This window comes from Pedococcus sp. P2_F6 (assembly GCF_056403675.1).
Genome location: NZ_JBFUEZ010000004.1, coordinates 358,861 through 372,922, shown reverse-complemented (window position 1 = coordinate 372,922; position 14,062 = coordinate 358,861). Strand labels below are relative to the sequence as shown.

14 protein-coding genes are annotated in these 14,062 nt (G+C 71.3%); 6 read left to right on the top strand and 8 right to left on the bottom strand.

Going from position 1 to position 14,062, the window contains the following annotated elements; genetic code table 11:
• Nucleotides 1-28: 28 nt before the first annotated feature.
• The gene (locus AC1DWP_RS13240; RefSeq protein ID WP_477614937.1) at nucleotides 29-484 is read left to right on the top strand and encodes a CoA-binding protein; all 456 of its coding nucleotides are present in this window, start codon (nucleotides 29-31) and stop codon (nucleotides 482-484) included.
• A gap of 16 nt (nucleotides 485-500) precedes the next feature.
• Here the strand turns inward: AC1DWP_RS13240 and purE are convergent, their stop codons facing one another.
• The gene (gene purE, locus AC1DWP_RS13235) at nucleotides 501-1,070 is read right to left on the bottom strand and encodes a 5-(carboxyamino)imidazole ribonucleotide mutase (protein WP_477614936.1); all 570 of its coding nucleotides are present in this window, start codon (nucleotides 1,068-1,070) and stop codon (nucleotides 501-503) included.
• Nucleotides 1,067-2,275 carry a 5-(carboxyamino)imidazole ribonucleotide synthase gene (locus AC1DWP_RS13230; RefSeq protein WP_477614935.1) on the bottom strand — a complete coding sequence of 403 codons (1,209 nt, stop codon included), beginning with the start codon at nucleotides 2,273-2,275 and terminating at the stop codon, nucleotides 1,067-1,069. The genes purE and AC1DWP_RS13230 overlap by 4 nt, the downstream gene beginning before the upstream one ends.
• Before the next feature lie 62 nt (nucleotides 2,276-2,337).
• On the opposite strand from AC1DWP_RS13230, the gene AC1DWP_RS13225 reads away from it, so the two are divergent.
• The gene (locus tag AC1DWP_RS13225; protein WP_477614934.1) at nucleotides 2,338-2,844 is read left to right on the top strand and encodes a GtrA family protein; all 507 of its coding nucleotides are present in this window, start codon (nucleotides 2,338-2,340) and stop codon (nucleotides 2,842-2,844) included.
• A gap of 120 nt (nucleotides 2,845-2,964) precedes the next feature.
• On the opposite strand, the gene AC1DWP_RS13220 is transcribed toward AC1DWP_RS13225, so the two are convergent.
• Genes AC1DWP_RS13220 through AC1DWP_RS13200 form a run of 5 tightly spaced genes read right to left on the bottom strand, consistent with a single transcriptional unit; the run spans nucleotide 2,965 to nucleotide 7,394 of the window.
• Nucleotides 2,965-3,990, bottom strand: a complete 1,026-nt coding sequence (locus tag AC1DWP_RS13220) for a sensor histidine kinase (protein ID WP_477614933.1) — start codon at nucleotides 3,988-3,990, stop codon at nucleotides 2,965-2,967.
• Between the two features lie 9 nt (nucleotides 3,991-3,999).
• Nucleotides 4,000-4,677: a response regulator transcription factor gene (locus AC1DWP_RS13215; protein ID WP_056922896.1), complete on the bottom strand. Its 678-nt coding sequence runs from the start codon at nucleotides 4,675-4,677 to the stop codon at nucleotides 4,000-4,002.
• Nucleotides 4,678-4,707: 30 nt separating this feature from the next.
• Complete coding sequence (locus tag AC1DWP_RS13210) at nucleotides 4,708-5,499, bottom strand: enoyl-CoA hydratase/isomerase family protein (RefSeq protein WP_477614932.1); 792 nt, start codon at nucleotides 5,497-5,499, stop codon at nucleotides 4,708-4,710.
• On the bottom strand, nucleotides 5,496-6,602 hold the full coding sequence (locus AC1DWP_RS13205; protein WP_477614931.1) for an adenylate/guanylate cyclase domain-containing protein: 1,107 nt from the start codon (nucleotides 6,600-6,602) through the stop codon (nucleotides 5,496-5,498). Before AC1DWP_RS13205 ends, AC1DWP_RS13210 begins: the two co-directional genes overlap by 4 nt.
• Nucleotides 6,603-6,611: 9 nt before the next feature.
• Nucleotides 6,612-7,394, bottom strand: coding sequence for a biotin--[acetyl-CoA-carboxylase] ligase (locus AC1DWP_RS13200; protein WP_477614930.1), 783 nt, complete (start codon nucleotides 7,392-7,394; stop codon nucleotides 6,612-6,614).
• 24 nt (nucleotides 7,395-7,418) lie between these two features.
• On the opposite strand from AC1DWP_RS13200, the gene AC1DWP_RS13195 reads away from it, so the two are divergent.
• Complete coding sequence (locus AC1DWP_RS13195) at nucleotides 7,419-9,083, top strand: acyl-CoA carboxylase subunit beta (protein ID WP_477614929.1); 1,665 nt, start codon at nucleotides 7,419-7,421, stop codon at nucleotides 9,081-9,083.
• Nucleotides 9,084-9,117: 34 nt separating this feature from the next.
• The gene (locus AC1DWP_RS13190) at nucleotides 9,118-9,357 is read left to right on the top strand and encodes an acyl-CoA carboxylase subunit epsilon (RefSeq protein WP_477614928.1); all 240 of its coding nucleotides are present in this window, start codon (nucleotides 9,118-9,120) and stop codon (nucleotides 9,355-9,357) included.
• Between the two features lie 150 nt (nucleotides 9,358-9,507).
• Here the strand turns inward: AC1DWP_RS13190 and AC1DWP_RS13185 are convergent, their stop codons facing one another.
• Nucleotides 9,508-10,194: an MOSC domain-containing protein gene (locus AC1DWP_RS13185; protein ID WP_477614927.1), complete on the bottom strand. Its 687-nt coding sequence runs from the start codon at nucleotides 10,192-10,194 to the stop codon at nucleotides 9,508-9,510.
• A 135-nt stretch (nucleotides 10,195-10,329) separates the two neighbouring features.
• On the opposite strand from AC1DWP_RS13185, the gene AC1DWP_RS13180 reads away from it, so the two are divergent.
• Both AC1DWP_RS13180 and AC1DWP_RS13175 read left to right on the top strand, forming a co-directional pair.
• Nucleotides 10,330-12,045, top strand: a complete 1,716-nt coding sequence (locus AC1DWP_RS13180; protein ID WP_477614926.1) for a DUF885 domain-containing protein — start codon at nucleotides 10,330-10,332, stop codon at nucleotides 12,043-12,045.
• A 104-nt stretch (nucleotides 12,046-12,149) separates the two neighbouring features.
• The gene (locus AC1DWP_RS13175) at nucleotides 12,150-14,051 is read left to right on the top strand and encodes a Na+/H+ antiporter (protein WP_477614925.1); all 1,902 of its coding nucleotides are present in this window, start codon (nucleotides 12,150-12,152) and stop codon (nucleotides 14,049-14,051) included.
• Nucleotides 14,052-14,062: the final 11 nt, after the last annotated feature.

Sequence of the window (14,062 nt, the reverse complement as noted above, 5' to 3'; positions counted from 1 at the left end):
CGCGTCCTCATCGTGTGATGCTGAAGGCATGAGCTTTCGCCACCAGAACGATCCCGACCTCATCCGCGAGCTCCTCATCGACCCCGGCATCTGGGTCGTGGTCGGCCTGTCGAACAACCAGGAGCGTGAGGCGTTCGGGGTCTCCCGCTGGCTCAAGGTCGAGCTCGGCAAGGGCCTGATCCCGGTGCACCCCAAGGCCGAGACCGTGCACGGCGAACAGGGTTACGCGTCGCTGTCCGACATCCCCGACGGCACCGATATCAAGGTCGTCGACTGCTTCGTCAACTCCGAGCACGTCGGGCCGGTGGTGGACGACGCCATCTCCAACAAGGACCGGCTGTTGATCGACGCCATCTGGATGCAGCTCGGTGTCGTGGACGAGGCCGCTGCGGACCGCGCTCGCGCCGCCGGGATGGACGTCGTGATGGACACCTGCCCGCGCATCGAGTGGCGAGGGGTGCGCTCGGCAGGCATGGCCCGCTAGTGATCAGGCGGGCTCGTCAGGAGCCAGGCGCGCCCTGCCAGGAGCCGCTGCGCCGCTCGCGCAGCGCCGCACCCTTGGCGTGGGCCTGGTCCCGCAGCTCGGCCTGGAAGGCGGTCATCCGCTGACGCAGCCCCGCGGCATACTCCCCCTCGCCGGCGGCGAGGATGCGGGCGGCCAGCAGCCCCGCGTTGCGGGCCCCGCCGATGGACACCGCCGCGACCGGGACCCCTGCGGGCATCTGGACGATCGAGAGCAGCGAGTCCATGCCGTCGAGGTATTTCAGGGGCACGGGCACGCCGATCACGGGCAACGGTGTCACCGATGCGAGCATCCCCGGGAGGTGGGCAGCACCGCCGGCGCCCGCGATGAGCACCCGGAGTCCGCGCCCAGAAGCGTTCTGCCCGTAGGCGATCATCTCCTCGGGCATCCGGTGCGCCGAGACCACGTCGGCCTCGTAGGCGATGCCGAACTCCTGGAGCGCCTGGGCCGCCAGCTCCATGACCGGCCAGTCGCTGTCGCTGCCCATGACCAGCCCGACCAGGGGCGACGCCTCGGTGGTGGCGGGTGGTGCAGTGCTGTCGCTCATTCGGTGATCACTCCTGCGAGGTAGTCGGCCGCGTGGCCGGCCCGCTCGCGCAGCTGCGCCAGGTCGGTGCCGGAGACGTTGACGTGACCGATCTTGCGACCCGGGCGGACGCCCTTGCCGTAGAGGTGCACCTTGAGCCCGGGGTCCCTCGCCATGATGTGGCGATAGGCCGGGTAGAGCTCGGGGTAGTCGCCGCCGAGGACGTTGGCCATCACCGTGTGCGGCTCACGCGGGGTGGGCGCCCCGAGGGGCAGGTCGAGGACCGCGCGCAGGTGCTGCTCGAACTGACCGGTCACGGCGCCGTCCATGGACCAGTGCCCGCTGTTGTGCGGGCGCATGGCCAGCTCGTTGACGACGTATGCCGGGGCACCGGTCCGCGGGTCCCTCACCTCGAACATCTCGACGGCGAACACCCCTGTCACGCCGAGGTTCTCGGCGATGCGCAGCCCGGCTTCGGTGGCCACCGCGGCGAGGGCCGGGTCGAGGCCGGGCGCGGGGGCCAGCACCTCGGTGCAGATGCTGTCGGTCTGGACGGTCTCGACGACCGGCCACGCGGCTGCCTGGTTGGAGGGACTGCGGGCGATGAGCACGGCCAGCTCGCGGACGAAGTCGACCTTCTCCTCCACGAGGATGCCGTCGGCGAGCAGGTCGGCTGTCCCCTCCTGCTGCGCGACCAGGGCCAGCCAGTCGTCGACCTCCGCGGCGGAGTCGATGACCCGCACGCCCTTGCCGTCATATCCACCGCGCGGTGTCTTGGCGACGATCGGCCAGCCCACCCGGGCAGCGAAGGCCTCGACCTCGGCGGCGGTCTTGGCGCCGGCCCACGCCGGGCAGGCGACGCCGATCTCCGTGAGGCGCTCGCGCATCGCCAGCTTGTCCTGGGCGAAACGCAGGGCCTCGGGCGTGGGATGCAGCGGGATGCCCTCTGCGACAAGGGCTTCCAGCACGTTCGGCGGGACGTGCTCGTGGTCGAAGGTGACGACGTCGCACTCCCTGGCGAAGGCCAGGACCGCCTCGACATCCGTGTGGTCACCGACCGGTGAGGATGGGATGACCTGGGCTGCCGCCGCGTCCGGCGCCTCGGCGAGGACGCTGAGGGTGATCGCCAGCTCTGCCGCCGGGGCGGCGCACATCCGCGCCAGCTGCCCGCCGCCGACGATGCCGACGACCGGGAATCCTCCGGGGGCGCGCTGCGGTGACGTCACGCGGCGAGGATATCTGCCACCGTCGCCGACGGGCCGCGGGCATCCGCCGATAGGCTCCTCTGGTGTCCGAGAACCACTCCGTCGTCGCCCGCCTGCGCGGCACGATCGACGTCCTCTACCGCGAGATGATCAAGTTCGGGATCGTCGGAGCAGTGGCCTTCGTCGTGGACCTCGGCCTGTTCAACATCCTGCGCAGCACCGTGCTGTCGGGCTACGGCAACGGGCCGCTCTCCCGCGCGGTCGTGGCCACCGTCATCTCGGCAGCGGTCGCCACGTGCGTCGCCTGGATCGGCAACCGGATGTGGACGTTCCGGCACCGCCGCAACCGGCCCGTGCACCACGAAGCCCTCCTCTTCGCTCTCACCAACGGCGTGGCCCTGCTCATCCAGGCGGCCTGCGTCGGCTTCTCGCACCACTTCCTCGGGCAGGAGAGCCTGGTGGCCGAGAACGTCGCCAAGCTCGTCGGCATCGCGCTCGGCACCCTGTTCCGGTTCTGGGCCTACCGCCGGTTCGTGTTCAGCGAGGAGCCGCTCGAGGACACCTCACCGATGGCCGAGACCCAAGGCTGAGCGCCCCGAACCAGCACCCGGGCCGGGCAGCCTCACCCGACAACGGTCGACTCCACCCCGGAACCGTTTCGGGGTGGAGTCGACCTTTATCGGGTCACCCGATAAAGGCGGGGCGGGCGGTCAGGTGCTGTCGGACTCGCTGAGGAACAGGGCGAAGATCGCCGGCTGGGCCTGGATGAGCTCGAGGCGGCCACCGTTGGACTCAGCCAGGTCGCGCGCGAGCGCCAGCCCGAGGCCCGTGCCGGTCGTGGTCACCGAGCGTTCGAAGATGTGGGGGGCGATCGAGGACGGGACCCCCTCGCCCTGGTCGCTCACCTCGACGACGACGGACGGACCGCTCCGCCGGGCGTGGACGTCGACCGTGCCCCGGCCGTGGGCGAGCGCGTTCTCGAGCAGGGTCGAGAGCACCTGCGACAGGTCGACCGGCTTGGCCTGGACGACCAGCCCTCGCTCACCGTGGACCCGGACGCTGCGTCGAGCCTGTTCGAACGCCGGCTGCCACTCGCGCTGGAGGGCCGCGATGACCGAGTCGAGCGAGACGGTGGCCTTCGACTCGTCGCCGCCCCTGCGGGTGCGGGACATCAGGTCGTCGACCACACGGGTCAGGCGTTCGACCTGGTCGATCGCGATGCTGGCCTCCTCCTGGACGACCTCGAGGTCGTCGGTGGCGGCGATCTCCTCGAGCCGCATCAGCAGCGCGGTCAACGGCGTCCGCAGCTGGTGGGAGGCGTCGGCGGCGAAGTCGCGCTCCGACGCGAGCGACTTGGTCAGCCGCTGCGCGCTCCGCGACAACACCTCCGACACCTGGTCCAGCTCGGCGATGCCGGAGTTGATGGGCTGGATCCGGGACTCACCGGCACCGAGTCGCTCGGCGCGCTCGGCGAGGAGCGTCATCGGCCGCGACATGCGGTGGGCCTGCCGGATCGCGACCAGGACCCCCACACCGAGGGCAGCCACGCCGAGGCCGATGACCACGAGCACCAGCCGCATCGAGGTCGAGGCAGGGGTGCCCTCCTCGAGCCAGGTCGCGACGATGCCCTTGCCGTGGACCGTGGCGTTCCAGATGGCGAACGCCACCGGGGTCATGGTGATCAGGATCGCCAGGGCCACCGCGAGCACGGTCGAGCGGATCAGCTGCTGCCGCATCGTCAGCGGTCAGATCTCGTCGCCGCGCTCGAACCGGAACCCGACCCCACGGACGGTGGCGATGTAGCGCGGCTGTGCAGCGTCGTCGCCGAGCTTCCGGCGGAGCACGGAGATGTGCATGTCGAGGGTCTTGGTCGACCCGAACCAGGCGGTCTCCCAGATCTCGCGCATCAGCTGCTCACGCGAGACGACCTTGCCCTGCTCACGCACCAGCACGCGCAGGAGGTCGAACTCCTTGGCAGTGAGCTGGAGCTCCTCCTCCTTGAACCAAGCCCGCCGACCCTCGGGGTCGATGCGGACGAGCTCGTGGGCGGAGGGGGCGTCGGTGGGGTTGCGGCGCAGCAGCGCCCGCACCCTGGCCAGCAGCTCGGCGAGCCGGAACGGCTTGGTGACGTAGTCGTCGGCGCCGGCGTCGAGGCCCACCACGGTGTCCACCTCGTCGGCGCGGGCGGTGAGGATCAGCACGGGCACGGTGCGCCCCTCGGCACGGATCCGGCGGCACACCTCGAGCCCGTCGACGTACGGCAGCCCGAGGTCGAGCACCACCAGGTCCGGGTTCTCCGCGGAGGCTTCGAGTGCCGCCCGTCCGTCTGCGCGGACGTCCACGTCATACCCCTCACGGCGCAGGGCGCGAGCTAGCGGCTCGGAGATGGCAGGGTCGTCCTCAGCGAGGAGCACACGGGTCATGAGGGTGATGCTATGTAGAAGGGACCCATCTCAGCGACCAGGCCACACGGGACGGCGTTTCTCGTTGAAGGCGGCGACCCCCTCGGCACGGTCCCCGGAGAAGGCCGTTGCCGCCCACATCTCGTCCTCGATGCGCAGTCCGGAGTCCAGGTCGGTGTCGAACCCGCGACGCATGGCGGCCTTGGCGTTGCGCATGCCGACAGGTGAGTGGGACGCGATCATGGTCGCCAGCTCGAGGGCGCGGTCGCGCGCAGTCCCCGCGGCCACCACCTCGTCCACCGCACCCAGGCCGCACGCGTCGTGCGCGGCATACCGCTGGGCGGTGAAGACCATCTGGGCCGCCCGCGACCAACCCACCCGGCGCGTGAGCAGCTGGGTGCCGCCCCCGCCGGGGATCACGCCGACGCTCACCTCGGGCAGGCCCACGACCGCGTCCTCACCACACACGACCAGGTCACAGGAGAGCGCGATCTCGAAGCCGCCCCCCAGCGCGAAGCCGTCCACCGCCGCGATCGCAGGCACGGGAAGGTCCAGGACCCCCCGGTATGCCGCCTGCGCCACCGGCCGCTGGGCGCGCAGGTCGTCGTCGGTGAAGGAGTTGCGCTCCTTGAGGTCCGCGCCGACGCAGAAGGCCCTCGGATGGGTCGAGGACACCACGACCGCCCGAACGCCCGCGTCCTGGGCGAGCTCGGTCGTCGCCCGGGAGAGGGCCTGGGCCATCGCGGTCGAGACGGCGTTCATCGCCTCGGGGCGGTCGAGGACGAGCTCGGCCACGTGGCCACCTTCCCCGTGTCGGTCGATGCGGACCAGCTCTGCGCTCATGAGGACGCCTTTCGGGTGGGGGTGACGGCCTGCGCGGTCGGCTGGCGACCGCCGGCGGCCCGCCGCAGCTCGCTGGGCGTGACCGGTCCGATGCCGCGAAGGGCGCGACGCCGCAGCGCCGTCGTCTCGAACCCCGACAGGGCCGCGAGCGCCGAGGCAAGTGCGTCGTCGACCAGGACTCCCCCACCGGGCGCCACGCTGGTCAGTCGGCTGGCGCGGTTGACCGTCGTGCCGAAGACGTCTCCGAGGCGTGACAGGACCGGTCCGACGGCCATGCCCACCCGCACGTCGGGCAGCAGGTCGTCCTCGGCCATCGTCTCGACCAGGTCGAGCGCCACGGCTGCCGCCGGCGCCGCGTCGATGGTGACGAACAGGATCTCGTCGCCCACGGTCTTGATGACGCGTCCCCCGTGCGCAGTGACGATGTCGGTCGCCAGCGCCTCGAACCGCTGCACCACCACGGCCAGCTGGCGCTCGGTCATCCGCCGGACCAGCGAGGTGAAGTTGACCAGGTCGGCGAACCCGACAACCCGGCGCACACCCTGGGAGGACTGCTGGGGGTCGGCATCGGCCAGCATGCGCGAGATGGCGGCGGTGAGGTGGCGCCGCCAGGCGTAGATGAGCAGGGGCTCGAGCTGGTCGGCCATGTCGGTGAGCTTGCGCGCGGCGGCCTCGGCAGCAGCGAGGTCGGGCACGGCTCGGGCGTCAGCCTCGTCCAGCGCCGCCTCGAGATCGGGATCGGCGAGCGCCTCGGCCATCAGCTGGGTCTGCCAGACGGCGAGACGGTCGGTGGTGCGGGCGAACGCCCGGGTCATCGCCAGGGCCGTCGTCTCGTCGAGCTCCTGCTCGCGCACCAGTCGCGCGGTGGCCACCAGGGCCATCTGGTCGGCCTCGGTGAACATCGCGTCGTCGTCCTCGACGTTCGGGAAGCCCAGCGCGTGCCAGAACTTGCGGGCCGACAGGAGCGACACCTCGGCGCCGCGGGAGACGTCCCGGCGGGCCATGGTGGCCGGCTTGCCGAGCAGCCGCGCCTCGAGGTCGTCCGCGCGCAGCGCCGCGAAGTCCTCCGGGCGCACCACCCGGTGCCGGCCAACCTCGCTCATGCGGTCACCCTAGGGCGTGGTGGAGCGCAGGTGGACCACGTCGCCGGCGGCCACGGCATACTCGCTGCCCGCGCTGCTCACGACGAGTCGGCCCTCGTCGTCCACGCCGAGGGCCCGAGCGCTGCGCACGTCACCGCCCGCCACGTGCAGCTCGACCTCGCGCCCGATCGTCGCGCACGTCTTGCGGTATGCCGCGTGGACGCCGGCGCGCGCCGGCGCGGCGCCACTGAGCTCACCGTGCCACCGGGCGAGGTGGCTGAGCACCGCCACGACGAGGCGCTCCCGGCTCACGTCGGGGGCACCCGCCAGCCGCAACGAGGTGGCCGTGTCGACCGGGAGCTCGTCCCGGTCCTGGTCGACGTTGATGCCCAGGCCGACCACGATCCCGGTGGGCTGGAGCTCGCAGAGGATGCCGCACACCTTGCGGTCGTCGTCCGCGGGCAGCAGCACGTCGTTGGGCCACTTGAGCGCGCTGTCGACCCCGGCGACCTCGCTCAGGGCGTCGCGAACCGCCAGACCGGTGGCGAGCGGCAGCCAGCCGCGACCCTGATCGGGGGCGGGCAGCAGCACCGAGAGCGTGACCGAGGTGTTGGCAGGGGTGTCCCAGGAGCGGCCGAGGCGCCCTCGGCCGGCCTGCTGGTGGTCGGTCACCACCACGCGCCACTGCTGGGCGAGGCGGGCCGCCTCGAGGTTGGTGGAGCCGAGCGCCGGGTGGACGTCGACCCCCGTCCACGGCTGACCCGGCGTGACCAACGCCTCGTGCAATGCCTCACGGTCGAGCGATTCGCGCATGGAGGCAAGGCTAGGCTCGCCGGCATGGCGCAGACCACCGATTCCGTCGCTGATCCGCTCTCGGTCGGCGGCACCGACGTTCCCGCCCCCGACTCGGGGATCGACATCCACTCCACGGCCGGCAAGCTGGCCGACCTCAAGCGGCGTGTCGCCGAGGTCGCGCACGCGGGGTCCGAGCGGGCCGTCGAGAAGCAGCACGCACGGGGCAAGAAGACCGCCCGCGAGCGCCTCGAGCTGCTGCTCGACGAGGGCTCGTTCATCGAGATGGACAAGTACGCCCGACACCGGTCGACCGCCTTCGGCCAGGAGGCCAACCGGCCCTACGGCGACGGCGTGGTCACCGGCTACGGCACGGTGGACGGTCGCACCGTGGCGGTGTTCGCGCAGGACTTCACCGTGTTCGGTGGGTCGCTGGGTGAGGTGTTCGGCGAGAAGATCTGCAAGGTCATGGACTTCGCGATGAAGGTCGGCTGCCCCGTCGTGGGTCTCAACGACTCCGGCGGCGCCCGCATCCAGGAGGGCGTGGTCTCGCTCGGCCTCTACGGCGAGATCTTCCGCCGCAACGTGCACGCGTCCGGGGTGATCCCCCAGATCTCGCTGATCATGGGGCCTTGTGCCGGCGGCGCGGTCTACTCCCCCGCGGTCACCGACTTCACCGTGATGGTCGACCAGACCTCGCACATGTTCATCACCGGCCCCGAGGTCATCAAGACCGTGACCGGCGAGGACGTGTCGTTCGAGGACCTCGGCGGCGCCCGGACCCACAACACCAAGTCCGGTGTCGCGCACTACATGGGCACCGACGAGGAGGACGCGATCGAGTACGTCAAGGCGCTGCTGTCCTACCTGCCGTCGAACAACCTCGAGGAGCCGCCCTCGTTCGCCGACGACGCCGCCGAGCTGCCGTCGCTCGAGGTCACCGACGAGGACCGCGAGCTCGACACGCTCATCCCCGACAGCGCCAACCAGCCCTACGACATGAAGACCGTCATCGAGCACGTCCTCGATGACGGGGAGTTCCTCGAGGTCCAGCCGCTGTTCGCCCCGAACATCCTGGTCGGCTACGGCCGCATCGAGGGGCGCTCGGTCGGGGTCGTCGCCAACCAGCCGATGCAGTTCGCCGGGACGCTCGACATCGACGCCTCCGAGAAGGCCGCCCGGTTCGTGCGCACTTGCGACGCGTTCAACGTGCCGGTGCTGACGTTCGTCGACGTGCCCGGCTTCCTGCCCGGCACCGACCAGGAGTGGGACGGCATCATCCGGCGCGGGGCCAAGCTGATCTACGCCTACGCCGAGGCCACCGTCCCGCTCGTCACGGTGATCACCCGCAAGGCCTACGGCGGCGCCTACGACGTGATGGGGTCCAAGCACCTCGGGGCCGACATCAACCTCGCCTGGCCGACCGCCCAGATCGCCGTGATGGGCGCCCAGGGCGCGGTCAACATCCTCTACCGCAAGCAGCTCGCCGCCGCGGCCGAGGCCGGGGAGAACGTCGACGAGGCGCGGGCCCGGTTCATCGCCGAGTACGAGGACACCCTCGCCAACCCCTACATCGCGGCCGAGCGCGGCTATGTCGACACCGTCATCACGCCGTCGAACACGCGCATGAACGTCACCAAGGCACTGCGGGCGCTGCGCACCAAGCGCGAGACCCTGCCGCCCAAGAAGCACGGAAACATCCCGCTGTGACCCGTTCGAAGGCTCACGGCTGGGGGCCGGGGCGATGAGCGACACCGAGGGGACCTCGGGACGGGCGTCGAGCCTGCCGCCACTGCGGCTGGTCCGCGGCGACGCGACCCCCGAAGAGGTGGCCGCGCTGTTGGCGGTGCTGTCCGCTGCCTCGGGCGGCGCCGAGGCGCCAGCCGCGCGGCATACCTCGCAGTGGTCCTCCCCGGCCCGGGCGGTGCGCCGCCCGCTCACTCCTGGTCGGGGCGCCTGGCGCGCCTCCGCCTGGCCCGGCTGACCGACTTCCCCCACGCGCCCGCGGTGGGCGGACGACCCTGGTCAGCCAGGGCGGACCGGAACCCCACCGTCAATGCGCCTCACACCTCGTCGCGCCGTGACCGTCGACCGGACCGTGGTCGTCGGTCGACGGGCCCGTGCTCGACGCGGGTTACTCGTCCAGCTCGGTGCCGGCGGCCCGGCGGCGCGTGACGGTCTCGCGGAGCTCTGCAGCCTCGACGTCGACGAGGCAGTTGGCCGCAAGCACGCGCTCGGCCGCCTCGAGGTCACCCATGAACGCCCGGAACGTGTCGGGCACCGTGATGTCGTGTTGGGGGCGCGCCACCACCTCGATGGCGTCCCCCTGGCGCACCGTCCCGCCGGTCACGACGGACAGGTAGGCGCCGGTGCGCCCGACGCCACTGAACCGCTTGACCCAGCTGCGCTCGCCCATCCGTGCGGCAAACGTGGCACACGGGATCCGGGGCCCGCAGACCTCGAGCACGACCTCGTTGCCGACCGCCCAGCGCTCACCGACCAGAGCCCCGTCGACGTCGAGACCGCTCGTGGTGAGGTTCTCCCCGAACATGCCGTCGGGCAGGTCCCGTCCCAGCTGCTCCGCCCACCAGTCGAGCTCCTCACGGGCGAAGGCGTAGACAGCCTGGTAGTCGCCCCCGTGGTGCCGGGTGTCGCCGAGGAAGTCCCCCTCGACACCGCTGCCCAGCCCACCGTGCTTGGGTCCCGGGGCACGCAGGTGGGCGGACCCGACCGGCCGCTTGGCTATGCCGGTCACGCCGACGTTCTTGGCGGTGCTGGGTTCGGCGCGTCCGACGTTGAGCGACAGCAGGTGTGCAGCCATGCGCCCAGCCTAGGGACGGTGGCAACGCCGTGTGGCGGTGCAGCCCGGGTATGCCCTGCGGCACGCAGAGGGGCGGGCGCCGCTCCCGGGTTATTGCGGTGCCCGCCGTCAGGACGCTGGGGTACCTTCGCTCGCGTGAGCACAGAGACGACCGCAGCGGCCCGACCCGCCACCGACATCGACCGCATCGCCGACGACTTCCTGGCGAAGTTCGTCGCCCTCAGCCCGATCACCGCGACCTACCTCGGCATCGCCGGTCACGACGAGGAGCTCGACGACTTCTCCCCCGCCGGCCACGAGGCCCACGCCGCCCTGCGCTCCGACACCCTCGCGCGGCTCGACGGAGCAGCCCCCGTCGACGAGATCGACCGGATCACCCTGGCCGCGATGCGCGAGCGACTCGGGCTGGCGGAGGAGACCCACCGGGCCGGGCTCGACGAGATGTCCCTCAACGTCATCGCCTCCCCGCTGCAGGAGGTCCGCGGCTGCTTCGACCTCATGCCCACGGACACCGACGAGGACTGGGGAGTCATCAGCCGACGCCTCCAGCGCGTGCCCGACGCCCTCGCCGGGTGGCAGGAGAGCCTGCTGAGCGCCTCAGCCAAGGGCAACGTCGCGCCGCGTCGCCAGGTCGAGGCCTGCATCCAGCAGTGCGTCGACCTCGTCGCGGACGACGGGTACTTCGCCAAGCTCGTCGAGGACGCCAGGCTCAGCGGCGACGACAGCGGCGCAGGCGAGCTGGCCGAGTCGACCAGGGACGTGCTCGCGACCGCCGCCGAGCGCGCCTCCTCGGCGTATGCCGAGCTCGGCACCTGGCTCAAGGCCCACCTGCTCGACGTCGCACCCGAGGCGGACGCCTGCGGTCCGGAGCGGTACGCGCTGCTCTCCCGCTCGTTCCTCGGCGCCACGGTCGATCTTGCCGAGACCTACGCCTGGGGCCAGCAGGAGGTCGAGCGGATCACCGCGCAGATGGAGCAGGTGGCCCACCAGATCAAACCCGACAGCTCCGTCAAGGAGGCCATCGCCGCCCTCGACGCCGACCCGGCATACCAGCTGCACGGCACCGACGAGCTGAAGGCGTGGATGCAGGAGCGGGCCGACGAGGCCATCGCCAACCTCGCCGCCACCCACTTCGACATCCCCGACCCGGTGCGGACCATCGAGTGCCTCATCGCCCCCACCCAGACGGGCGGCATCTACTACACGGGCCCTTCCGAGGACTTCTCGCGTCCCGGACGCATGTGGTGGTCGGTGCCCAAGGGCGTGACGGAGTTCGGCACCTGGAAGGAGCTCACGACCGTCTACCACGAGGGCGTTCCGGGGCACCACCTCCAGGTGGCGCAGACGGTGTTCCGATCGGAGCTGCTCAACAAGTGGCGCCGCATGTTCGCCTGGACCTCCGGTCACGGTGAGGGCTGGGCGTTGTATGCCGAGCGGCTCATGGACGAGCTCGGCTACATGGACGACCCGGGCAACAAGATGGGGCTGCTCGACAGCCAGTCGCTGCGCGCCGCCCGCGTCGTCATCGACATCGGGGTGCACTGCGGGTTCGACGCCCCGGCCGAGGTCGGCGGGGGTGAGTGGACCTACGACAAGGCCTGGCAGTACCTCACCGACCACGCCAACCAGGGCGAGGCGTGGCTGCGGTTCGAGCTCGACCGCTATCTCGGCTGGCCCGGCCAGGCACCCTCCTACAAGATCGGCGAGCGGCTCTGGATGCAGCTGCGCGACCAGGTCGAGGAGCGTGAGGGAGACCAGTTCTCGCTCAAGGACTTCCACCGCCGCGCGCTCGACATCGGTGGCGTGGGCCTCGACACGCTGCGCGAGGCGGTGCTGGGCGAGCTCGGCTGACGGCCCGAGTGACCCGAGGCGCCTGAGGCGGTCCACCCCCGGCGGTGGACCGCCTTCACCCGCCCACGCCCGGCACGTCTGCGGCTGCCTGCGAGGATGTCCCCGTGGAAACTGCCGGCGCCATCGTCGCCATCATCGCGACCGTCATCGTCGTCGCGGGTTTCGCGCAGAGGTGGCGCGTCGCCGCGCCCCTGGCCTTGCTCGTGGTGGGTGTCGCAGTCAGCTACGTCTCGTTCATCCCCGAGCCGGAGCTGAGCTCCGAGGTCGTCCTGGTCGGCCTGCTGCCGCCCTTGTTGTATGCCGCCGCGATCCGCACCTCGCTCGTGGACTTCCGCGCCAACTGGACACCGATCCTGGGCCTGTCCGTCGGGCTCGTCCTGTTCACCGCGGCGGGCGTGGGCCTGGTCACCTGGAAGCTGCTCGACGTCCCGTTCGCGGTGGCTTTCGGGCTCGGTGCGATCGTCGCGCCCCCCGACGCGGTCGCCGCCACGGCAGTGGCGAGACGGATCGGGCTGCCGAGACGGATCGTGACCATCCTCGAGGGCGAGTCGCTGGTCAACGACGCCACGGCGCTGGTGTCACTGCGTACCGCCATCGCCGCCTTCCCGCTCGCCGCGGGCGCCGTCGCGTCCGGCAAGCACGCCGAGAAGGTGACGATGGGCTCGGTGGCCTTCGACTTCAGCCGCGCGGTCGTGCTCGGGGTGGGCTTCGGGGTGCTCGTGGCGGTCGTGATCGCCTTCGTCCGGCGCAAGGTCACCGAGTCGGCCATCGACACGTCCATCTCGTTCATCGTCCCCTACCTCGCCTACCTGCCCGCTGAGCACTACCATGGCTCCGGAGTGCTGGCCGTGGTCGTCGCGGGCCTGCTGCTGGGGCACAAGTCGCCGATCATCCAGAACGCCTCGTCGCGGCTGAGCGAGCGGATCAACTGGACGACCATCCAGTTCATCCTCGAGAACGTCGTGTTCCTCATGCTCGGCATGCAGATGCGCCGGCTCGTGGAGGACGCCGGCCAGACCGGTCCGGGGTGGGGTCGGGTGATCCTGGTGTGCCTTGCCGTGCTGGCCACGGTGGTGATCCTGCGACCGATCTGGGTCTTCCCCTTCAAGCTCCTCCAAGCCAAGCTCCCGAAGGGCGAGGGCAAGTTCCACCCCAGGGCAGCCGCCGTCATCTCGTGGGCGGGCATGCGCGGGGTGGTGACCCTCGCCGCGGCCTTCACGTTGCCGGAGGGCACTCCCGAGCGCTCCACGCTCGTGTTGGCCGCCATGACCGTCACCGTGGCGACCCTGCTCCTGCAAGGACTCTCGCTGCCCTGGCTCGCCAGGAGCCTCGGCGTGCGCGGCCCCGACCCACGCGAGGACGCCCTGCAGGAGGCGACCATCCTCCAGTCGTCGGTCGCGGCCGGGCTCAAGGCGCTCGAGGAGCACCACGACGTCGACGACGACGTCATCGAGACCCTGCGCCGGCGCGCCGAGAACCGCACGAACATCGTCTGGGAGCGGCTCGGCCAGGGGCGCGCCGACGCGGTCGAGACGCCCAGCGCGACCTACCGCCGGGTGCGGCTCATCATGCTCGGGGCCGAGCGCGCCGAGCTCCTGCGGATCCGCGACGCGGGCACGGTCGACCAGGAGGTGCTGGGTCACGTCTTCGCCCAGCTCGACATCGAGGAGTCGATGCTCGACCGGATCGAGGAACGCTCCGACGAGCTCCGTGAGGACCCGTTGCTGCCCCCGGAGCGCCCCGAGGACGAGTGTCAGCACCTCGCCGACCACCACGACCGGTTCGTGGCGCCGACCAGCCCGCACGGGTGCGAGGAGTGCCTCCGGGACGGCACGACGTGGGTCCACCTGCGGCTGTGCCTCGACTGCGGCCACGTCGGGTGCTGCGACTCCTCACCCCAGAAGCACGCCTCGGCGCACTTCCGAGAGACCGACCACCCCGTGATGCGCAGCTTCGAGCCGGGCGAGTCCTGGCGCTGGTGCTTCGTCGACGACCAGCTCGGCTGAGCGCCGCGGCC

What these genes read in the sequence shown, in the direction of transcription:
- AC1DWP_RS13240 (WP_477614937.1), top strand. Translation starts at nt 29, where the DNA reads ATGAGCTTTCGCCACCAGAACGATCCCGACCTCATCCGCGAGCTCCTC.
- purE (WP_477614936.1), bottom strand. Translation starts at nt 1,070, where the DNA reads ATGAGCGACAGCACTGCACCACCCGCCACCACCGAGGCGTCGCCCCTG.
- AC1DWP_RS13220 (WP_477614933.1), bottom strand. Translation starts at nt 3,990, where the DNA reads ATGCGGCAGCAGCTGATCCGCTCGACCGTGCTCGCGGTGGCCCTGGCG.
- AC1DWP_RS13215 (WP_056922896.1), bottom strand. Translation starts at nt 4,677, where the DNA reads ATGACCCGTGTGCTCCTCGCTGAGGACGACCCTGCCATCTCCGAGCCG.
- AC1DWP_RS13210 (WP_477614932.1), bottom strand. Translation starts at nt 5,499, where the DNA reads ATGAGCGCAGAGCTGGTCCGCATCGACCGACACGGGGAAGGTGGCCAC.
- AC1DWP_RS13205 (WP_477614931.1), bottom strand. Translation starts at nt 6,602, where the DNA reads ATGAGCGAGGTTGGCCGGCACCGGGTGGTGCGCCCGGAGGACTTCGCG.
- AC1DWP_RS13200 (WP_477614930.1), bottom strand. Translation starts at nt 7,394, where the DNA reads ATGCGCGAATCGCTCGACCGTGAGGCATTGCACGAGGCGTTGGTCACG.
- AC1DWP_RS13195 (WP_477614929.1), top strand. Translation starts at nt 7,419, where the DNA reads ATGGCGCAGACCACCGATTCCGTCGCTGATCCGCTCTCGGTCGGCGGC.
- AC1DWP_RS13190 (WP_477614928.1), top strand. Translation starts at nt 9,118, where the DNA reads ATGAGCGACACCGAGGGGACCTCGGGACGGGCGTCGAGCCTGCCGCCA.
- AC1DWP_RS13185 (WP_477614927.1), bottom strand. Translation starts at nt 10,194, where the DNA reads ATGGCTGCACACCTGCTGTCGCTCAACGTCGGACGCGCCGAACCCAGC.